This window comes from Arthrobacter cheniae, assembly GCF_003602275.1.
Classification (GTDB): Bacteria; Actinomycetota; Actinomycetes; order Actinomycetales; family Micrococcaceae; genus Arthrobacter_D; species Arthrobacter_D cheniae.
The window spans coordinates 392,188-412,442 of the sequence record NZ_QZVT01000003.1 but is presented as its reverse complement, the minus strand read 5'-3'; the positions used below and the strand labels follow the sequence as shown (position 1 = coordinate 412,442).

Sequence of the window (20,255 nt, the reverse complement as noted above, 5' to 3'; positions counted from 1 at the left end):
GGCCTCCCGCGGTGACGGCGTTGTCGTGGTGCAGGCCCAACCTCGGCCCGAAAAGAATTGAACACGCTCTGGTGCCTTGGCGTCAAGTGTTGAACGCAAAGCACCGGGAAAACAGAGCAAATCTTTATGCAGAGCTTGCCAGTGCGAGGGAGATTCCCGGCTGTGCGAGGACGACTGCGGCCCCTCCGAGGGCCTCCGCCCGGTCGCCGAGGGAGGACATGCAGACACTCGTCGTGTCCCCGATGATCGGTACCGCGTGACGGGCCAGGCTGCGGCGGACGGGCTCCAGCAGGATCTCCCCGAGACTCGTCAGGGGGCCGCCGATGACGATCGTCTCGGGGTTGATGAGGTTGGCCATGTGGGCCAGTGCCCGGCCGATGGCGGCACCGGCGTCGTCGATCACGCGCAGCGCCGCCGTGTCCCCGGCCAGGACCCAGTCGATGATGCGCTGGGTATCCACCGTCTCACTACTCCCGCGGCTCAGCAGTTCGATCATCGTGGACGTCGAGGCGACCGTCTCGAGGCAGCCTCGGTTGCCGCACCGGCAGATGACGCCCTGCTCGTTGATGGTGGTGTGGCCCAGTTCCCCGGTGACGCCGACATTGCCGTAGTACAGCGAGCCGTTGAGGACCAGCCCGGAGCCGATGCCGGAGCCCACCTTCATGAACATGAGATTGTCGACGGCGCTGTGCGGACCCCAGGTCACCTGCGCCAACGCACCGAGATTGGCGTCGTTGTCTATGAACACCGGGACCTGCAGCCGTTCGCTGAACGTCTCGTGGATGTTGATTCCGACCCACTCGGGCAGAATGGCGCCCTGCACCACGGTGCCGGTACGCCGGTCGATGGGCCCGGGTATCCCTATGCCTGCTCCCAGGAGCGCACGGCGGTGGATGCCGCCGTTCTCGAGCAGTTCATCAAGGAGGTCCGACGCCGCGGCCAGGCCGTCGACGGCGCTGTGCCCGAGCGGCAGGGCGACGGAGGCTTCCTGGAGGACGCGGTAGTCGGGGCTGGCAAGGACCACGCGCAGGTGGCGGCGACCGATATCGATGCCGGCGGCTACCTGACCGTTGCCGTTCAGTATCACGGAGAGGGCACGCCGGCCGGAGCTCGTGGTCGGCGCCGTGCTGACGATCCCGGTAGCGGCCATGACCTTCACGAGATTCGAGACCGTGGCCGTCGAGAGACCGGTCTGTCGTGAGAGTTCTGCCTGCGTCTGCGGCCCGCCGCTCATCAGCGCGGCGATCACGCGCTGCTGGTTCTGTTCGCGGAGCGCGGATTGGGAGCCCGGCCTGGAGGGTGCGGCGCTCAAGGTGGTCCTCGCCGTCGAGGGGGATTCTGCGGGCATGATCTCTAGGGTGCCGCAGCCTCCTCTTGTAGTCAAGAAGTTAACGCGTGACGATACTCCTCGGCGAGCAACCGGTACTGGGCCGCGTTGTCCTTGACGCCCTCGACCTCGTCATCGTTCAACTCCCTGCGTACCTTCGCCGGCACACCGGCAACGAGGGATCGCGGCGGAATGACGGTGGCTTCCAGCACGACGGCGCCGGCGGCAACGAGGGAGCCGGAACCGATGACAGCCCCGTTCATGACGGTGGCGCTCATGCCGATGAGGCAGTCGTCCTCGATGGTGCACCCATGGACCACCGCGCTGTGTCCCACACTGACCCGATCGCCGATGTGCGCAGGGAAGCCGGGGTCGGCATGCACCACCACGTTGTCCTGCAGGTTGGTGCCCTCGCCGATGGTGATGGAGGACGTGTCGGCGCGGACGCTGGCTCCGAAGAAGACACTTGCATGTTCGCCGACGGTCACGTCGCCGATGAGCGAGGCGGTGGGGGCGATGAAAGCGGAATCGCCGATCCTCGGAGTCCTGCCGCGGAAGGTGTGGTTAGCCATGGCGCCAGCCTAGGCGACGTCGTCGCGCGCGGGCAGGTGTGCAATCCGGGCGGCGACGGATCAGTTGAAGACGATAGTCCTGCGTCCGTCGAGAAGGACGCGGCGTTCGGCGTGCCACTGCACGGCCTGGACGAGGGCACGGCCCTCGAGCTCCCTCCCGATCGACGTCAGCTGCTCGGCTGTTCGCGCATGGTCCACGCGGATGACCTCCTGCTCGATGATGGGACCCTCGTCGAGAGCACCGGTGACGTAGTGGGCCGTGGCGCCGATGAGCTTCACGCCCCGCGCGTGGGCCTGATGGTACGGGCGGGCCCCCTTGAAGGACGGCAGGAACGAGTGGTGGATGTTGATCGCCCGGCCCAGGAGGTCCTCACAGAGGCGGTCGCTGAGGATCTGCATGTAGCGCGCGAGCACCACGAGTTCGATGCCGTGCTGCTCCATCAGCGCGCGCAGCGCATCCTCGGCCTCGTCCTTGGTCTCCGGAGTCACCGGAATGTGGTGGAACTCGATGCCATAGAAGGCGGCGAGATCTTCGAGGTCGCGATGGTTCGACACGATCACGGGAATGTCGATGGCGAGTGTGCCCGAGCGGTGCTGGAAGAGCAGGTCATTGAGGCAGTGCGCTGCCTTGGACACCATGATCAGCGTGCGGGTGCGCCGCTCGGCTTCGTCGAGCGACCAGTCCATCCCGAATTCGGCGGCCACGGGGCGCAGTGCTGCGCGAAGGTCCTCCGCGGAGGCATCCGTGGTGAGGGCCACGCGCATGAAGAATGTGCCGGTCTCGGGGCTGCCGTACTGCTGGGACTCGGTGATGTTGGCGCCGAGGCCCACGAGGGCACCGGACACGCCGTGGACTATTCCGGGCCTGTCGGGGCAGGACAGCGTCAGCGAGTAGGAGCGGGTTGCGTCGTGGGAGGTCACCTACGCCAGATTACCGGCCACCCCGTCATGTGACGCGATGCCCCGGAGCGTGCGGACTGCTGCACCCGCCGCGGCGCGGCCGGCCCTCGAGGCGCCGAGGGTCGAGGCGGAGGCACCGTAGCCGACCAGCAGGAGCCGGCTCTCCTTCACCACGTGCACGCCGTCCATGAGGATTCCGCCGCCCGGTTCACGCAGGTGCAGGGGCGCGAGGTGATCCAGCGCGGCACGGAATCCGGTGGCCCAGAGGACGGCGTCGACAGGCTCCTCCGACCCGTCGGTGAAGACCGCCGAGTGCTTCCGGAGTTCGGCCAGGGCGCCGCGCGAGACGAGGATGCCGGCGTCGATCCCTGCCTGGTACTGCGCGGTCAGCGACAGGCCCGTCGCCGACACGACGCTCGCGGGCGGAAGGCCGGCACTGGTCCGCGCGTTCACCGCGGCCTCTACTTCCCGGCCCCACTCCGGGTCGAACGGGCGGCGCGTGAACGACGGCGGACGACGCGTGGACCAGAGGGGAAGGGCGCCGGCCTCGTGGAGCTGGAGCATGAACTGCACGGCGGACGTCCCCCCGCCCACGACGAGCACCCGTTGCCCCTCGAACTCGGTTGCCGAGCGGTAATCGTGCGTGTGCAACTGTCGGCCGGCGAAGACGTCCCGTCCCCGGTAGTAGGGCCAGTACGGGCGGTCCCAGGTGCCGGTCGCGCTGATCACGACGTCGGCGATCCAGGTCCCGGCGGTGGTGGTGACCCGCAGGGAACCGTCGTCGCTCTCGTCAGGTCCGCCGTCGTCACCCTGCTGTCCGTCCTCCGGCCCGCGTGCGTGCTCCGGCTCCACCCGCACCACCGAGACCGGGCGGACGACAGGGAGGTCGAACTCGCGCTCGTAGGCGCCGTAGTAACGGGAGACGACGTCGGACGCGGGCTCCTCGGGATCCGGCGCGCCCAGGGGGAAGCCGGGAAGATCGTGCAGGGCGTGCGCGGCGTCGAAGGTCAGGGCCGGCCAGCGATGGAGCCAGGCTCCGCCCGGCGCTCGATTCGCATCCAGCACGACGACGTCGCGATACGCCTGCAGGCCCCGGCGGAGCAGGTGGTACGCACTGCTCAGGCCCGCCTGGCCCGCGCCGATGATGACCACCCGTACCCGTTCCGGCGGACCACCGCCCGTTTCTTCCCGTGCTGTCCCGCCCATGTGCCAGACCTTTCCGAAGCGGCGCCGTCCGCCGGAGAACCGTTCCTGATGCGAAACGGCCGGGGCAGGACGCCTATTCCTGCAACGGGAGGGCGCCGGTCCCGGTGGCGGGGTGGGCTCCCGAACGGCTAGCATGGGAGCGTCGCGACTGGCGTAGGGTGGGCAACCACCAGGGAGCGGCGTGGAACCAGGCTCATCCTCCGGGAGGCCCTGACGTTCTAGTGCAGACCACGGATCGCACGCCTGGGCCGCGGGTCACCTTTCACGAGCGGCCGGGGCGCGGAGATCGATCCGCCACCCACCCGCGACTCAAGCTGACCTCTTGCGAGACCCAGAGAAGGATCAAACGATGACCACGTCGCCCATGGCTCCGTCCCAAACCGCCGCAGATTCCGTGACCAACGCGCCGCTGTCCGAGGTGGACCCGGAGATCGCCGCCGTTCTGCGGAACGAGCTCGCACGACAGCGGGACACCCTCGAGATGATCGCCTCGGAGAACTTCGCTCCGCGCGCCGTCCTCGAGGCCCAGGGGAGCGTGCTCACCAACAAGTACGCGGAGGGCTACCCGGGACGTCGGTACTATGGCGGCTGCGAGCACGTCGACGTCGCCGAGAACCTCGCGATCGAGCGCGTGAAGGCACTGTTCGGCGCTGAGTTCGCGAACGTGCAGCCGCATTCCGGTGCACAGGCGAACGCCGCGGCCCTGTCGGCGATGATCAAGCCCGGCGACAAGATCATGGGCCTGTCGCTCGCGCACGGAGGGCACCTGACCCATGGCATGAAGCTCAACTTCTCCGGCAAGCTCTACGAGGTCGCGGCCTACGGTGTCGAGGAGAACACGCACCGCCTCGACATGGACCGCGTGCGCAAGCAGGCCGTCGCCGAGAAGCCCCAGGTTATCATCGCGGGCTGGTCCGCCTACCCCCGCCAGCTCGACTTCGCTGCCTTCCGCTCCATCGCCGACGAGGTCGGCGCACTCCTCTGGACGGACATGGCGCACTTCGCCGGCCTCGTCGCAGCGGGTGTGCACCCGAGCCCTGTCCCGTACTCCGACGTCGTCACTTCCACCGTGCACAAGACGCTCGCCGGTCCCCGTTCCGGCGTCATCCTCGCGAAGCAGGAGTGGGCGAAGAAGATCAACTCCAACGTCTTCCCCGGACAGCAGGGCGGGCCCCTCATGCACGTGATCGCAGGCAAGGCCACGGCGTTCAAGATCGCCGGATCGCCGGAGTTCAAGGAACGCCAGCAGCGCGTCCTCGAGGGAGCACGCCTCATCGCCGAACGGCTCACCGCGAGCGATGTCGCCGAGCACGGCGTCTCGGTCCTGACGGGCGGCACGGACGTCCACCTCGTCCTGGTGGACCTGCGCCATTCGTCGCTCGACGGCCAGCAGGCGGAGGACGTGCTCCACTCGGTGGGCATCACCGTGAACCGTAACGCCGTCCCGTTCGACCCCCGTCCGCCGATGGTCACCTCCGGCCTCCGCATCGGAACGCCGGCCCTTGCGACCCGCGGGTTCGGCTCACGCGAATTCGCCGAGGTCGGCGAGATCATCGCTGCCGCGCTCAAGCCCTCGCCCGACGTCGAGGCACTCCGCGCCCGGGTCACGGCCCTCACCGCGGACTTCCCGCTCTACCCGGGCCAGGAGGAGTGGTAGGTCCCTTTCCGCCCGGCGCCCTCAGCTCGAAGGCTGCAGCGTCGACGGACTTCGACATCCGCACCGAGGAATGCTGCTTCACCGGCTGCTGCGACCGCGGCAAGGCATTCCTGCTCGAGCAACTGGACCAGCACGTCGAAAAGGACTCCTAGCATGAGTACGACAGCCCGCATCCTCGACGGGAAGGCGACCGCCGCCCGGATCAAGTCGGAACTGACCGAGCGCGTCAGCGCCCTGCGTGAGCGCGGCATCACGCCCGGCCTCGGCACGGTCCTCGTCGGGGAGGACCCCGGGAGTCACTCGTACGTCGCCGGTAAGCACAGGGATTGCGCGCAGATCGGCATCACCTCGGTCCGGAGGGACCTGCCGGACACCATCACGCAGGAGGAACTCGAGGCGGTCCTCGACGAGCTGAACGACGACGACGCCACCACGGGCTACATCGTGCAGCTTCCGCTTCCCTCGCACATCGATACGAACGCGATCCTCGGGCGCATCGATCCGGCAAAGGACGCCGACGGGCTGCACCCGACGAACCTGGGCAAGCTGGTCCTGAACGTCAATGCTCCGATGGATTCGCCCCTGCCCTGCACACCTCACGGGATCGTCGAACTCCTGCTCCGGCACGACATCGCGCTCAAGGGACTCAACGTGCTCGTCGTCGGGCGGGGCGTGACCGTCGGGCGACCGCTCGGGCTGCTCCTGACCCGCAAGCAGATCAACGCGACCGTGACACTGGCACACACCGGCACCGTCGACCTCGCGGACCACCTCGGCCGCGCCGACGTCGTCGTCGCTGCTGCCGGTATCCCGCACATGATCGGTGCGGAGCAGTTGAAGCCGGGGGCGATAGTGCTCGATGTCGGCGTGAGCCGCGTCGAGGATCCTGAGACGGGCAAGGCGAAGCTGACCGGCGACGTCGACCCCGCCGCGGCATCCGTAGCCGCCTGGTTGTCGCCCAACCCCGGAGGAGTGGGTCCCATGACCAGGGCCATGCTCCTGACGAACGTGGTCGAGGCCGCCGAGCGCCGGGCCGACCTGGCGTAGAACAATCGGACTCCCATTGGCTTGTCCCAATGGAGTTCTCGCCTAGGCTGGGCGGGTGCCCACTCTCCCTGCCGGACCTCCGGTCATCTCTGCCCAGCAGCTCAGCAAGCACTACGGCGACTTCAAGGCCGTCGACGGCATCTCCTTCGAGGTTCCCGCGGGGGAGTCGTTCGGCCTGCTCGGGCCCAATGGTGCCGGCAAGTCGACGACCATGCGCATGATCGGCGGGGTATCCCAGCGGACATCCGGGCAGCTGACCATCATGGGCCTCGACCCCGAGGAGCACGGGCCGGAGGTGCGGGCCCACCTCGGTGTCGTGCCACAGCAGGACAACCTCGACGAGGAACTGAAGGTGCGCGACAACCTCCTTGTCTACGGTCGCTACTTCGGACTCCCGATGAGCTACCTGAAGCCGAAGGCCGACGAGCTCCTCGAATTCGCGCAACTCACCGACAAGGCGTCCGCGAAGGTGGACGCCCTCTCCGGCGGGATGAAGCGGCGCCTCACCATCGCCCGGTCGCTCATCAACGAACCGAAGATCCTCCTGCTCGACGAGCCCACCACCGGCCTCGATCCGCAGGCACGCCACATCCTGTGGGACCGCCTCTTCCGGCTCAAGGAGTCCGGCGTGACGCTCATCCTGACGACGCACTACATGGACGAGGCCGAGCAGCTCTGCGATCGCCTCGTCGTCGTCGACAAGGGCCAGATCATGGCCGAGGGATCGCCGGCCCAGCTCATCCGGGACCACTCCACGCGGGAAGTGCTCGAACTCCGCTTCGGGTCCGAGCGCAATACCACCGTCGCGGCGGACCTGCAGGGCATCGGCGACCGGCTCGAGCCGCTACCCGACCGCGTGCTCATCTACACGCACGACGGCGAGGCCGCGTTGGAGGAGGTGACCGCGCGGGGGCTCCGGCCCATCACCTCGCTGGTCCGCCGCTCCTCCCTGGAGGACGTGTTCCTGCGCCTGACGGGAAGGAGCCTCGTTGACTGACCGCGATCCCGCAGCGTCCGTCCAGGACGCCGCCGTGAACCAGCCGTACCGGCTTCACGCCCACAAGCCGGAGGTGTCGGCCAGGCGAGCCCGGGCCTTCGGTTCCTGGTACTACGCGGAGCATGTCCTCCGCTCCATGAACAGCTACAAATGGACGCTGCTCGCCTCCAGCGTCGGCACGCCGGTCATGTACCTCTTCGCTATGGGGATCGGCCTGGCCACCCTCGTCGACCAGAACGCGGCCGGTGCCTTCGGCGGAGTCAGCTACCTCGCCTTCATCGCCCCGGCGCTGCTGGCCTCGGCGACGATCATGATTGCGGCCACCGAGTTCACCTATCCCGTCATGGACGGGTTCAAGTGGAGGCGGGTGTACTACGGCCCGCACGCGTCCCCGCTGAACACGGACCAGATCGTCAACGGCCACGTCATCGCGGTCACGGCCCGTCTGACGGCCAGCACCATCATCTACTTCCTCATCGTCGCAGCTTTCGGGGCTTCGCCGTCCCTGACCGGCGCTGCAGTGATCCCGGTCGCTGTGCTCAGCGGGCTCGCCTTCGGCCTCCCCCTGATGGCGTATTCGGCGAGCGTCGAGGAGGACAAAGGGCAGTTCGCCCTGGTGATGCGGTTCATCGTCACGCCGCTCTTCCTCTTCTCGGGCACGTTCTTCCCGCTGGATACGCTCCCAGTGTTCCTCCGCTGGATCGGATGGATCTCGCCCCTGTGGCACGGCACCGAACTCGGCCGCGCGCTGACCTACGGGTACGACCTCCCGGTCTGGCTCGCCGTCGTGCACGTCCTGTTCCTCGTCGTCCTGGCCGCCATCGGTCTGCGACTTGCCCGGTCCGTCTACGCGAGGAGGCTGGGGAAGTGAGCGCACAGTTGACGGCACAGGACTACTCCCTCGACGGCTCGAAGCGACCCCTGGCGGCGCTCTACTCCCGCAATGCCCGTGCCGTCATCGCACGCGGCCTGCTGGCAACCCGCAGCAGCAACTGGCTCGTGATGGTCTCGGGGTTCTTCGAGCCAGTGCTCTACCTCGTGTCCATGGGCGTCGGCCTCGGCGCGCTCGTGGGTACCGTCGAGGGTCCGGACGGGCGGGCTATCAGCTACGCCGCCTACATCGCGCCCGCACTCCTGGCGGTCTCCGCCATGAACGGCGCGGTCTACGACAGCACGTGGAACGTCTTCTTCAAGATGAACTTCGCCAAGCTGTACCAGGGGATGCTCTACACCTCGCTCGGACCGCTCGACGTCGCGATCGGGGAGATCTTCCTCGCCCTCCTCCGCGGGGCCATGTACGCGACAGGCTTCACCGCCGTCATGGCTCTCATGGGGCTGATCACCAGCCCGGTGGCGCTCCTCATGATCCCTGCGTCCGTGGTGATCGCCTTCGGCTTCGCGTCCTTCGGGATGGGCATCACGAGCTTCATGAAGACGTTCCAGCAGATGGAATGGGTCAACTTCGTCATGCTGCCGATGTTCCTGTTCTCGGCCACCTTCTACCCCCTCAGCGTGTACCCGCAGGGTATCCAGTGGTTCATCCAGGCACTGCCGCTATGGCACGGGGTCGAGTTGCTGCGGCAGATCAGCATCGCGTCCTTCACCCCGGCCACGGTCATCCACCTGAGCTACTTCCTGGTGATGATTGCCGTGGGGATGCTGCTCACAACCCTTCGGTTGCGGAAGCTGTTCCTACGGTAGGCCGGCAACCCGTGTTCCACAGGGAAAAGCGACGGCCGGGCTGGAGGGCCCGACCGTCGCTTTTTTGTGGTGCTGCCCAGGACTACGCGGGCTCGGGACGGGTCTGTCAGAGCACCAGGGTCGCGTAGACGACGTAGTTGTCGTCGAACTCGCCGGTGTCGGGGTTGTAGCCGTCACAGGTGATGAGCCGCAGTTCCGAACCCGGGGTGTTGCCGTACACCGTCAGGGTGGGGAAATCGTTCTTCTGGTAGGCCTCGCCGCGCTGGTACTCGAAGACCGCCGTCGAGCCGTCCTCGCGGATGACATTCATGCGGTCCCCGGCCTTCAATGTGCGCAGGTCGGCGAAGACACCCTTGCCGCCGTCGGTGGCATTCACATGGCCGAGCATCACGGCCGGGCCGCGATCGCCCGGCGTCGGGGACTGGTTGTACCAGCTGGCCGGAGCGCCTGGTCCGTCCGGTGGAACCTCGAGGCTCTGGTTGTCACGAAGACCCAGGCTGAGCAGGTCCGTGCGAATCCCGATGGAGGGGATGTCGAGCGTGACCGGCGGAGAGGCGGGGAGCACGGGGGGCAGGGCCGTCGGAGCCGGTGCTGGAGCGGCGGCGGGGGAGGAGGGGGCTGGTGCGGCTGAGGAGGGCGGGGGAGCCGATGGTGCTGCTTCGAGCGAGGCGCTCGCGGACGAGGTCGCGGGTGTAGCTGCGGGCCCGTCTGCGGACCCGCATCCGGCAAGGAGGAAGAGGGCGGCCACCGCCGGGGCCGTGAAGCCCCAGCGGTGGCCATTTACTCTACTGATCACGGTGAGGGATCAGTATTAGGCGTTGTCTGCTGCGCGACGACGAACGGCGTAGGTGCCACCGGCTGCTGCTGCGAGGACAAGGCCGCCACCGAGGGCGATCATGCCGGCAGTGTTGGAGGAGGACTCGGTGGCAACACCGGTGTCAGCTCCGCCGTAGGGCATTTCGCCCATCTGGGTCTTCACGAGCGTGCCGCACAGAGCAGGCGAGGTTGCACCGAGGGGAAGCTCGGGAGCGATCTCGGAGGGGCTGCCGAAGACCTCTGCGGGAACACCGGCGGTCGTGGCATCAAGACCGTGGACGACGACGACGGCGGTGCCGGCGGCGAGCGACTTCTGGGTGGCCTCATCGATGGTGATGGTGCGCTCGACCGAGTAGGTTCCACCCTGGCCGCCGAGTGCCAGGTTCAGGCCCTCAGCAGGCGTGGAGGCACCGGACGTGGTCAGGGTGGTGAGGATGTCACCGTAGCCCGGGACGCCTTCGGCGACGTTGATGATCCCGTCACTGTTAGCATCATCGGCAGGCGTGGGGCAGACACCCTTTGCTCCACCGTGGATGTGCTGGACGTGGGGGAACGGCGCGTCCATGAAGGTCTCGGCGAGACCTGACACCTGAAGGTTGACCGTTGCCTGGTCGCCCGCGACGTCGAGGGTGATGGTTCCGGTACCGGTGGTGCCGTTCAGCTGGCCCAGGGTGGACGAGTAGGAGCCGTCGTGTGCGGCCATGGCGGGGGAGCCGGCGAGGGCGACGGCGCTGATGGCGAGTGCCGGTACTGCGAGAAAACGCATCTTCTTGTTCATCGGAAATTCCTCCAGTGTGCGAATGAAGCGCTCCGTGGGGGCGCGCATGACTGTACTTCGGGGTGATACCCATCACGGATTGGTGTGGATGTGCAAGAACTTTGAAACGCCTGGGAGTTCGCCCGCGGTGGAAGCAGCAGGGGTGCCGTTGTCCATGCGCGAGAATGGCATGATGCAGACACTAGGGAGTAATGGGCGGCCTTCGGGCCGGGGTGTGAGCATGCGCATGGGCAGTGCCGGGATGGCAGTCATGCTGGTCGTGTTCCTCGTAGCAGTGGTCTTCGCGGCCAACCAGAACGACGTCATCGGCTGGCTGGTCGCGATCATCTCGCTCGGCTGGCTCCTGATCTTCAGTTACGTGGTCCTCAGTCTCCGGTCCGCGGCGAGGAAGGCCGCAGACCGGATCCAGGCGCACGGCGGGTTCGGCAGTGCCGGTGCACCCCAGGCAGGCACCGCCGCCGTCGACCGGGCTCGCGACCTGAAGCTCGATCACAGCTTCAAGATCGTCCAGGTGCAGGTCGGCGTGGTCAGGGAGTACCTCGGCAAGGACGCGGAGATGGTGGAGCGGGCGCTCGAGACGATCGAGATCACCTCCCACAACGCGCGGTCCATGATGAAGGGTTCCAGCGAGGGTCCGGTCGAGGGCACCGTCGTTGACTGAACGGCCCCGCCGGAACGAATCGATAGACCCTGCGGGGTAAGGTGGATCGAGTGAGTCCGGCATCGAATCCATCGCGAAAACCCTTGCGTATCGCGTCCGTGAACGTCAACGGAATACGGGCCGCCTATAAGCGCGGAATGCAGGAATGGCTCGACGGACGCGACATCGACATCCTCTGCCTGCAGGAGGTTCGGGCGCCCGACGCCGTCGTGCGCAGCCTCCTCGGTGACGGCTGGTCCATCCTGCACACCGAGGCAGAGGCGAAGGGCCGTGCAGGAGTGGCCATAGCCTCGCGTCAGGAGCCTTCGGCCACGCGCACCACCATCGGCGACAGCTACTTCGATACGGCCGGCCGATGGGTCGAGGCGGACTTCGAGATAGACGGGGAGACCCTCACGGTGGTCAGCGCCTACGTCCATTCGGGTGAGGTCGGCACGCAGAAGCAGGATGACAAGTACGCCTTCCTCGAGGCGATGGTCACGCGGCTGCCGCAGCTGAGGGATGGCACGGATCATGCAGTGGTCACGGGCGACCTCAACGTCGGTCACACGCAGCTCGACATCAAGAACTGGAAGGGCAACGTGAAGAACGCCGGCTTCCTGCCGGAGGAGCGAGCGTACTTCGACCGGTTCTTCTCGGACGAGTGCGGTTTCATGGACGTGGCACGGTTGCTCGCGGGCGAGGTCGACGGCCCCTACACCTGGTGGTCCTGGCGCGGTAAGGCGTTCGACAATGACACCGGCTGGCGCCTCGACTACCAGCTGGCCACGCAAGCCCTCGCGAAAAGCGCGCTGAGCGCATCCGTCGACAGGGCGCCGAGCTGGGACACGAGGTTCTCGGACCACGCGCCGCTCGTCGTCGACTACCGGATCTGAACCCCAGGAAACCCATTTCATGACAGAACCACAGCATGACCCGGCCATCGCGCGGCGGCAGCGTATCCTCTCCGGGATGCAGCCGTCCGCCGGCTCGCTCCACCTCGGCAACTACCTGGGCGCGCTCGTCCACTGGGTGCGGCTCCAGGAGACCTACGACGCCGTATTCTTCATCCCTGACCTGCATGCCATCACGGTGCCGCAGGACCCTGCGGAACTGGCACGCCGGACGCGCACCACGGCTGCCCAGTACATAGCGGGTGGGGTCGATCCCGACCGGGCTACGCTGTTCGTCCAGTCCCAGGTGCCGGAGCACGCGCAGCTCGCCTGGGTGCTCAACTGCCTGACGGGTTTCGGCGAGGCCTCCCGGATGACGCAGTTCAAGGACAAGGCATCGAAGCAAGGAACCGACTCCGCCACCGTCGGACTCTTCACCTATCCGATCCTCCAGGCCGCCGACATTCTCCTGTACCAGCCTGACGGTGTTCCCGTCGGCGAGGACCAGCGGCAGCATGTGGAGCTGAGCCGCGATCTCGCCCAGCGCTTCAACGCCCGCTTCGGGGAGACCTTCGTCCTACCGAAGCCCTTCATCCAGAAGGAGACTTCCAAGATCTACGACCTGCAGAATCCGACGGCGAAGATGTCGAAGTCGGCCTCGTCCGCCGCCGGTCTGGTGAACCTCCTCGACGACCCCAAGGTCACGACCAAACGCATCAAGTCCGCCGTCACGGATGCCGGGACGGAGATCCGCTTCGACCGGGATGGGAAGCCCGGCGTCTCGAATCTCCTCGCCATCTTCTCGTCCATGTCGGGCAAGAGCGTGAGTGAGCTCGAGACCGAGTACGAGGGGCGGATGTACGGACACCTGAAGGTCGATCTCGCCGAGCTCGTCGTCGAGACGCTCACCCCCGTGCGTGCCCGGGCCGAGGAGCTCCTGTCGGACCCGGCGGAGCTCGATCGGCTGCTCGCCAAGGGCGCGGCCAAGGCTCGCGAGCTGGCTGCTCCCACCCTGGCCGAAGTCTATGCGCGTGTGGGGTTCCTTCCAGCGGCGGGAGCCCGCTGATCCATGTGCGTCTCCACGGGTCATCCCAGCCGGTTGGCGACAGCCCTGTCGCAGCCGGGACTGAGCGGCAGCTGCGTCGGGATCACCATTTCCATCCCGGAACCGCTCGCGAGCAGCCTGAAGGCGTGGAGGGCGTCGTTCGGTGATCCCATGGCGGCTGTCGTCCCACCGCACATCACCCTCATCACGACGACGCCGGCCCACGACTGGGCTGCGACCATCGAGCATGTCCGCGCAGTGGCCCAGGAACAACGGCCTTTCGAGGTCCGCCTTCGCAGCACCGGATCCTTCAGGCCCGCATCGCCCGTGGTATTCCTGAAGCTGGTCCAGGGATTCGACGAGTGCGTCGAGCTCCACTCCAGGCTCCAGAAGGGCCCTCTCGAACGCGATCTCGAATTTCCCTTCCACCCTCATGTGACGGTTGCGCACGACGTGTCCGACGCAGGCATGGACGCCGCCGTCGAGGAGTTGAACGGCTTCGAAGCCGCGTTCGACGTGGGGTCGATGGGACTGTACGAGCATGTGCCCTCGGGACTGTGGAAACTGCGGGAGGAGCTGCACTTTGGCGAGGACGCTGACCGCCCCCAAACCACCTCCTATTGACCAGCCGTCACCGGCGAGCCTGCCCGAGCTCCGTCGCAGGGTCATCGACGCACAGGTCAGGCTCGGTCGCCTGACGCGTTCCGGCAGGGGCGGCCCTGAGGTATTGCTCGCGCGGGTGGACCTCGCTCTCTGCCGTTTCTTCACGCTGCGACCCGTTCGGGTGGTCCTGCTCTACAACGAGCGGCGCGGCCCGCTGATGGCGGCCGGACTGGCTTATCGACTGTTCTTCGCGATCGCGGCACTGCTGGTCGTCGTGTTCGCCGCCCTCGGGATAGTCATCGCCGGTGATGATGCCCTCCGTGCCCTCTCCGTGGATGCCCTTAGTCGGGCGGTACCCGGACTGATCGCCGAGGAGGACGGCGCAGGAGGCATCATCACTCCTGAGCGGCTCTTCGAGGCGACGAGTGGACTGGGCTGGACGATCGTCGTCTCCGCGGCGGTGATGCTGGCCACGGCCCTCGGGTGGATCGGCGGGATGCGGCAGGCCATGCGCGGCATCTTCGACCTCCAACCGGTTGCCGTCCATCCGGTACTCCTGTGGCTGAAGGACCTCGGAACCCTCGCGCTGCTGGGTGTCATCATGGTCGTGACCACGGCACTGGGGGTGGTTGCCACGAACACACTCGGCACGCTCCTCACGATCCTGAAGCTGAACGCCGTGAGTCAGGTCCTGACGCAGGGAGCGGGCTTCCTGGTGATGGTCCTGCTGGACATCCTCGTCGCCGTGGTGCTGTTCCGATCGGCGTCCGCCATCGACATGCCCAAGCCGATCCTGCTGCAGGGAGCATTCATCGCAGGGCTCGGTACCACCCTGCTTCGTACCTTCTCGACACAGATCCTCGGCAGCTTCGGCAACAATCCGCTCCTGTTGTCCTTCGCCGTGATTCTTGCGCTCTTCATCTGGTTCTTCCTGCTCAGTCAGGTGTACCTGCTGGCGATTGCCTGGTGCGCGGTGGGCTCGGCCGATGCGGAGGTCGATGCCGAGCGCCAGCACCACGCGAAGGCGGGGACGCTCAGGCAACGCAGCCGCCGCAAGAACCGCGGCTGATCGGCCCGCCCACGAACAAGGGCGGCCCCTCCTGAGAGGGGCCGCCCTTTGCCGTCGACCTGGACTGCGGAACAGCTGTTGGAGCCGAGACCCTGTCGAATCAGACCCTGCGCGTCAGGATGGCCTGCTTGACCTCGGAGATGGCTTTCGTCACCTGGATGCCACGCGGGCAGGCCTCGGAGCAGTTGAAGGTGGTCCGGCAGCGCCAGACGCCTTCCTTGTCATTGAGGATCTCGAGCCGCATGTCGCCGGCGTCGTCACGCGAATCGAAGATGAAACGGTGCGCGTTCACGATGGCGGCCGGTCCGAAGTACTGGCCGTCGGTCCAGAACACCGGACACGACGAGGTGCAGGCGGCGCACAGGATGCACTTGGTCGTGTCGTCGTAGCGGTCGCGCTCCTCCGCGGACTGGAGGCGCTCCTTGGTCGGCTCGTGGCCCTTGCTGACCAGGAACGGCATGATCTCCCGGTAGGACTGGAAGAACGGTTCCATGTCCACGATGAGGTCCTTCTCCACCGGCAGGCCCTTGATGGGCTCCACGAGGATGGGCTTGGACGTGTCGAGATCCTTCAGCAGGGTCTTGCAGGCGAGCCTGTTCCGGCCGTTGATGCGCATGGCATCGGAGCCGCAGACGCCGTGGGCGCAGGATCGGCGGAAGGAGACGGAACCGTCATGCTCCCACTTCACCTTGTGCAGGGCGTCCAGCACGCGGTCCGTGCCGTACATGGTCAGTTGCCACTCGTCCCAGTGGGCCTCGTCCGAGACCTCCGGGTTGTAGCGGCGGACCTTGAGGGTGATGTCGAACGTGGGGATCTCGCCGCCGGCGACGTCCGGGCTGATCTCGATCTTCGAGGCCGGCTCTTTCTGTACGGTTTCGGTGCTCATCAGTACTTTCGCTCCATGGGCTGGTATCGGGTGAAGATTACCGGTTTGGTCTCAAGGCGTACGCCGCTGGTCTCGGTGGCGCTGGGGTCCTTGTAGGCCATGGAATGGGTCATGAAATTCTCGTCGTCGCGCTCCGGGTAGTCCTCGCGGAAGTGACCGCCGCGGGACTCCTTGCGGTGCAGGGCCGCCGCCGTCATGACCTTCGCCATGTCCAGGAGGAACCCGAGCTCCACGGCTTCGAGCAGGTCGAGGTTGAACCGCTTGCCCTTGTCCTGCACCGTGATGCGTGTGTACCGCTCTTCAAGGGTATCGATGACCCGCAGGGCCTCGAGGAGCGTCTGCTCCGTGCGGAACACCTGGACATTGGCGTCCATGATGTCCTGCAGTTCCTTCCGGATGAGAGCGACGCGCTCCCCACCCTCCGAGCTGCGTGCCCGGTTGAGGAGTTCCTCGGTCTCGGTGGTCGGGTTCTCGGGGATCTCCACGAAATCAGCCGTCAGGGCGTACTCCGCGGCGGCGATGCCGGCGCGCTTGCCGAAGACGTTGATGTCCAGGAGCGAGTTGGTGCCCAGGCGGTTGGAGCCGTGGACGGAGACGCAGGCGACTTCGCCGGCCGCGTACAGCCCGGGGACCACGGTGTCATTGTCCGCGAGCACCTCGGCCTTGATGTTGGTCGGAATGCCGCCCATCGCGTAGTGCGCTGTCGGGAAAACGGGAACCGGCTCGGTGTAGGGCTCGACGCCGAGGTAGGTGCGGGCGAACTCGGTGATATCGGGGAGCTTCGCGTCGATGTGGGCAGGCTCGAGGTGCGTCAGGTCGAGGAGGACGTAGTCCTTGTTCGGTCCGGCGCCGCGTCCCTCGCGGACCTCGTTCGCCATGGAGCGGGCGACGATGTCACGGGGGGCGAGGTCCTTGATGGTCGGGGCGTAGCGCTCCATGAAGCGCTCACCCTCCGAGTTGCGAAGGATCGCACCCTCACCGCGTGCTGCTTCGGACAGGAGGATCCCGAGGCCGGCCAGGCCGGTCGGGTGGAACTGGAAGAACTCCATGTCCTCGAGGGGGATGCCACGGCGGAAGGCGATGCCCATCCCGTCACCGGTCAGCGTGTGGGCGTTCGACGTCGTCTTGTAGACCTTGCCGACACCACCGGACGCGAAGACGATCGATTTCGCCTGGAAGATGTGCAGTTCGCCGGACGCAAGGTCGTAGGAGACGACCCCGGCGACGCGCTTCTCGATGCGGGTCACGCCGTCGACGGTGACTTCCTGGTCCACCATGAGCAGGTCGAGCACGTAGTACTCGTTGTAGAACTCGACGTTGTGCTTGACGCAGTTCTGGTAGAGCGTCTGCAGGATCATGTGGCCCGTGCGGTCAGCCGCGTAGCAGGAGCGCCGGACGGGTGCCTTGCCGTGGTCGCGCGTGTGACCACCGAAGCGCCTCTGGTCGATGCGACCCTCGGGGGTGCGGTTGAACGGGAGGCCCATCTTCTCGAGATCGAGGACCGCCTCGATGGCTTCCTTCGCCATGACCTCGGCCGCGTCCTGGTCCACCAGGTAGTCGCCACCCTTGACGGTGTCGAACGTGTGCCACTCCCAGTTGTCTTCCTCGACGTTGGCGAGTGCTGCGCACATCCCACCCTGCGCTGCGCCCGTGTGCGAGCGGGTGGGGTAGAGCTTCGTCAGGACGGCGGTGCGGGCGCGCTGCCCTGATTCGATGGCTGCGCGCATTCCGGCGCCGCCCGCGCCGACGATGACGACGTCGTACTTGTGGACCTGCATGCTGGTCGCTCTTTCTGTTGAAACGGTGTGGGTGCATGAGGTCCCCCAGTGGGCCTGTCATGCGGGAACTGCAGACGTGCGGTAGGGGTTACGGGGCGGGGCAGTAATCCGCTACGTGGGCCACTCCGTCGATGACGGGGCAGGGATCGAAGGTGAAGATGACGAGTGTGCCGAGCACCACGATGACGACCGTGGCCGTGTACAGGACGCCCTTGAGGATCATGCGGGTGCTGTTCTTCTCGGCGTAGTCGTTGATGATCACACGGATGCCGTTGGTGCCATGCAGCATGGACAGCCAGAGCAGGGTCAGGTCCCAGATCTGCCACACCGGGTCAGCCCACTTGCCGGCGACGAAGCCGAAGTCGATCCCGCTGATGCCGTCACCGGCGACGAGGTTGACGTAGAGGTGGACGAAGATCAGCACCACCAGGATGGCGCCCGAGAGGCGCATGAAGAGCCATGCGATCATCTCGAAGTTTCCGCGTGAGGTGCTGGATCGGGAGTATCCCGGGGCGACACGACCGGAGCGGGGCGTTTCGATGATTGGGGTGGCCATGGGTACTAACCTCCGAAGACGTGCGTGAGATGGCGGATCGAGAAGGCGATCATGACGACTGCCCAGAGGCCTACGACGCCCCAGAGCATCTGGCGATGGTATTTGGGGCCCTTCTTCCAGAAATCCACGAGGATCACGCGGATGCCGTTGAAGGCGTGGAACACTATCGCTGCGACCAGGCCGAGCTCACCCAGACCCATGATCGGGTTCTTGTACGAGGCGATCACGGCGTCGTACGCCTCGGGCGACACGCGCACGAGGGACGTATCCAGCACGTGGACCAGGAGGAAGAAGAAAATCACGACCCCGGTGATGCGGTGGGCCACCCAGGACCATTGGCCTTCGCGGCCACGGTAGAGGGTGCCAGCTGGCGTCAGTGTCTTCGTCAGTGTCTTCGGCATTGAAATGACCTCCCTGCATCGCCTGGGCGTTAGCGCGTTATACGCAGGGATTACGCCGGTGCGACAGCACTCTTCAGATAAGAATAATCTAGGGCGGTGACACTCCTGGTTCAATTTAGGGGTTCCTCACCTGTGACCTTGTTAACACCCGCCGCGGTTCCCGCGTTCCCCCGGGATGGCATCCGATAGTGGACGTTATGCTCACGCCCGGCGCGCTTCGGGTTACCGTGGAACGGATGAGTACCGAGAGGGCGTCTGCCCATACCCCTGACAATGTGCTGGAGCGCTTCTACGGCGTCATCCCCGCGGGAGGCACCGGGACACGCTTGTGGCCGCTCTCGCGCGCCGCGGCGCCGAAGTTCCTGCATGACCTCACCGGTTCCGGCAGTACGCTGATCCGCGCGACCTACGACCGCCTGCGCCCGCTGTGTGATGGCCGCACCATGGTCGTGACCGGGATCGTCCACCGGCGCGCGGTCCTCGCGCAGCTTCCCGAGATCGATGACGTGAACCTGGTGCTCGAATCCGAGCCGAAGGATTCGGGCGCAGCCATCGGTCTCGCCGCCGCCATCCTGCACCGGCGCGACCCGAGCATCATCATGGGGTCCTTCGCGGCCGACCAGGTGATCTCGCCGGTCGAGGTCTTCCAGGATGCCGTTCGGGAGGCCATCCACACCGCTGCCCGCGGATACATCGTCACCATCGGCATCAAGCCGACGCACGCCTCCACAGGATTCGGGTACATCAGGGCGGGCGAGCCCCTGTCCATCGAGGGTGCGCCCAGCGCACACGCGGTCATCGAGTTCGTCGAGAAGCCCTCCCAGGAGGTTGCGGACGGCTACATCCAGAGCGGGAACTACTCCTGGAACGCCGGCATGTTCGTGGCGCCGGTGGACCTCATGCTCAAGCACCTCTCCGCCAACGAGCCCGAGCTCTACGCGGGCTTGATCGAGATCGCCGACGCCTGGGACACCCCCCGCCGCGTCGAGGTGGCCCGCAAGGTCTGGCCGACCCTCCCGAAGATCGCCATCGACTACGCGGTCGCCGAACCGGCCGCTGTCGCCGGTGACGTCGCCATGATCCCGGGTGAGTTCAATTGGGACGACGTCGGGGATTTCGCTGCCATCGGTCGCCTCAACCCCGCCGAGGAGAACAGCGAGCTGAGGGTCATGGGGGAGGGAGCGAGAGTCTTCTCCGAGAACGCTTCCGGGATCGTCGTCTCCGACACCAAGAGGGTCATCGCCCTGATCGGTATCGAGAACGTCGTCATCGTCGACACCCCCGACGCACTGCTGGTGACGACGAAGGAGCACGCCCAGGAAGTCAAGAAAGCCGTGGAGCGGCTACGCGCCAGCGGCGACACCGACGTTCTCTAGGACGCCC

At 66.5% G+C, this 20,255-nt stretch carries 22 protein-coding genes; 12 read left to right on the top strand and 10 right to left on the bottom strand.

Annotation, left to right across the window (positions count from 1 at the left end; genetic code table 11):
* Positions 1-124: 124 nt before the first annotated feature.
* The 4 genes from D6T63_RS07425 to D6T63_RS07410 are packed head-to-tail and all read right to left on the bottom strand — an operon-like array spanning position 125 to position 4,005.
* Positions 125-1,348, bottom strand: a complete 1,224-nt coding sequence (locus D6T63_RS07425) for an ROK family transcriptional regulator (RefSeq protein WP_120148358.1) — start codon at positions 1,346-1,348, stop codon at positions 125-127.
* Between the two features lie 32 nt (positions 1,349-1,380).
* On the bottom strand, positions 1,381-1,899 hold the full coding sequence (locus tag D6T63_RS07420) for a gamma carbonic anhydrase family protein (protein WP_120148357.1): 519 nt from the start codon (positions 1,897-1,899) through the stop codon (positions 1,381-1,383).
* A 60-nt stretch (positions 1,900-1,959) separates the two neighbouring features.
* Positions 1,960-2,820 carry a formyltetrahydrofolate deformylase gene (purU, locus tag D6T63_RS07415; protein ID WP_120148356.1) on the bottom strand — a complete coding sequence of 287 codons (861 nt, stop codon included), beginning with the start codon at positions 2,818-2,820 and terminating at the stop codon, positions 1,960-1,962.
* Positions 2,821-4,005: an FAD-dependent oxidoreductase gene (locus D6T63_RS07410; RefSeq protein ID WP_120148355.1), complete on the bottom strand. Its 1,185-nt coding sequence runs from the start codon at positions 4,003-4,005 to the stop codon at positions 2,821-2,823.
* Between the two features lie 349 nt (positions 4,006-4,354).
* Between D6T63_RS07410 and glyA the strand changes: the two genes are divergently transcribed.
* Genes glyA through D6T63_RS07385 form a run of 6 tightly spaced genes read left to right on the top strand, consistent with a single transcriptional unit; the run spans position 4,355 to position 9,407 of the window.
* The gene (glyA, locus tag D6T63_RS07405; protein ID WP_328588660.1) at positions 4,355-5,662 is read left to right on the top strand and encodes a serine hydroxymethyltransferase; all 1,308 of its coding nucleotides are present in this window, start codon (positions 4,355-4,357) and stop codon (positions 5,660-5,662) included.
* Entirely contained in the window at positions 5,656-5,814 is a 159-nt protein-coding gene (locus tag D6T63_RS19170; RefSeq protein ID WP_182976916.1) for a hypothetical protein, read from the top strand. The genes glyA and D6T63_RS19170 overlap by 7 nt, the downstream gene beginning before the upstream one ends.
* A 1-nt stretch (position 5,815) precedes the next feature.
* On the top strand, positions 5,816-6,709 hold the full coding sequence (locus D6T63_RS07400; protein WP_120148354.1) for a bifunctional methylenetetrahydrofolate dehydrogenase/methenyltetrahydrofolate cyclohydrolase: 894 nt from the start codon (positions 5,816-5,818) through the stop codon (positions 6,707-6,709).
* 55 nt (positions 6,710-6,764) lie between these two features.
* Positions 6,765-7,706: an ABC transporter ATP-binding protein gene (locus D6T63_RS07395; protein WP_120148353.1), complete on the top strand. Its 942-nt coding sequence runs from the start codon at positions 6,765-6,767 to the stop codon at positions 7,704-7,706.
* Positions 7,699-8,577, top strand: coding sequence for an ABC transporter permease (locus D6T63_RS07390; RefSeq protein ID WP_235830606.1), 879 nt, complete (start codon positions 7,699-7,701; stop codon positions 8,575-8,577). Before D6T63_RS07395 ends, D6T63_RS07390 begins: the two co-directional genes overlap by 8 nt.
* Complete coding sequence (locus tag D6T63_RS07385; RefSeq protein WP_120148352.1) at positions 8,574-9,407, top strand: ABC transporter permease; 834 nt, start codon at positions 8,574-8,576, stop codon at positions 9,405-9,407. Before D6T63_RS07390 ends, D6T63_RS07385 begins: the two co-directional genes overlap by 4 nt.
* Before the next feature lie 106 nt (positions 9,408-9,513).
* On the opposite strand, the gene D6T63_RS07380 is transcribed toward D6T63_RS07385, so the two are convergent.
* Positions 9,514-10,203: a sortase domain-containing protein gene (locus D6T63_RS07380; protein ID WP_235830605.1), complete on the bottom strand. Its 690-nt coding sequence runs from the start codon at positions 10,201-10,203 to the stop codon at positions 9,514-9,516.
* A 15-nt stretch (positions 10,204-10,218) separates the two neighbouring features.
* A complete protein-coding gene (locus D6T63_RS07375; RefSeq protein WP_120148350.1) occupies positions 10,219-11,001 on the bottom strand; it encodes a CHRD domain-containing protein in 783 nt (260 codons plus the stop codon).
* Between the two features lie 172 nt (positions 11,002-11,173).
* Here D6T63_RS07375 and D6T63_RS07370 point away from each other — a divergent pair, with 172 nt between their 5' ends.
* From D6T63_RS07370 to D6T63_RS07350, 5 genes are read left to right on the top strand one after another with little or no spacing between them, the layout of a single operon-like run.
* The gene (locus tag D6T63_RS07370) at positions 11,174-11,662 is read left to right on the top strand and encodes a hypothetical protein (RefSeq protein WP_120148476.1); all 489 of its coding nucleotides are present in this window, start codon (positions 11,174-11,176) and stop codon (positions 11,660-11,662) included.
* A 41-nt stretch (positions 11,663-11,703) separates the two neighbouring features.
* Complete coding sequence (locus tag D6T63_RS07365) at positions 11,704-12,537, top strand: exodeoxyribonuclease III (protein WP_407923716.1); 834 nt, start codon at positions 11,704-11,706, stop codon at positions 12,535-12,537.
* Between the two features lie 19 nt (positions 12,538-12,556).
* Positions 12,557-13,600 carry a tryptophan--tRNA ligase gene (gene trpS / locus D6T63_RS07360; protein ID WP_120148348.1) on the top strand — a complete coding sequence of 348 codons (1,044 nt, stop codon included), beginning with the start codon at positions 12,557-12,559 and terminating at the stop codon, positions 13,598-13,600.
* Between the two features lie 3 nt (positions 13,601-13,603).
* Positions 13,604-14,203, top strand: a complete 600-nt coding sequence (locus D6T63_RS07355; protein ID WP_120148347.1) for a 2'-5' RNA ligase family protein — start codon at positions 13,604-13,606, stop codon at positions 14,201-14,203.
* Positions 14,163-15,251 carry a YihY/virulence factor BrkB family protein gene (locus D6T63_RS07350; protein ID WP_182976915.1) on the top strand — a complete coding sequence of 363 codons (1,089 nt, stop codon included), beginning with the start codon at positions 14,163-14,165 and terminating at the stop codon, positions 15,249-15,251. The genes D6T63_RS07355 and D6T63_RS07350 overlap by 41 nt, the downstream gene beginning before the upstream one ends.
* Before the next feature lie 100 nt (positions 15,252-15,351).
* On the opposite strand, the gene D6T63_RS07345 is transcribed toward D6T63_RS07350, so the two are convergent.
* From D6T63_RS07345 to sdhC, 4 genes are all read right to left on the bottom strand, one after another.
* Positions 15,352-16,137 carry a succinate dehydrogenase iron-sulfur subunit gene (locus tag D6T63_RS07345; RefSeq protein WP_120148345.1) on the bottom strand — a complete coding sequence of 262 codons (786 nt, stop codon included), beginning with the start codon at positions 16,135-16,137 and terminating at the stop codon, positions 15,352-15,354.
* A complete protein-coding gene (gene sdhA, locus D6T63_RS07340; protein ID WP_120148344.1) occupies positions 16,137-17,915 on the bottom strand; it encodes a succinate dehydrogenase flavoprotein subunit in 1,779 nt (592 codons plus the stop codon). The genes D6T63_RS07345 and sdhA overlap by 1 nt, the downstream gene beginning before the upstream one ends.
* Before the next feature lie 88 nt (positions 17,916-18,003).
* Positions 18,004-18,471 carry a succinate dehydrogenase hydrophobic membrane anchor subunit gene (locus D6T63_RS07335; protein WP_120148343.1) on the bottom strand — a complete coding sequence of 156 codons (468 nt, stop codon included), beginning with the start codon at positions 18,469-18,471 and terminating at the stop codon, positions 18,004-18,006.
* Positions 18,472-18,476: 5 nt separating this feature from the next.
* On the bottom strand, positions 18,477-18,872 hold the full coding sequence (gene sdhC / locus D6T63_RS07330; RefSeq protein ID WP_120148342.1) for a succinate dehydrogenase, cytochrome b556 subunit: 396 nt from the start codon (positions 18,870-18,872) through the stop codon (positions 18,477-18,479).
* Positions 18,873-19,108: 236 nt separating this feature from the next.
* On the opposite strand from sdhC, the gene D6T63_RS07325 reads away from it, so the two are divergent.
* Entirely contained in the window at positions 19,109-20,248 is a 1,140-nt protein-coding gene (locus D6T63_RS07325) for a mannose-1-phosphate guanylyltransferase (protein WP_120148341.1), read from the top strand.
* Positions 20,249-20,255 lie beyond the last annotated feature (7 nt).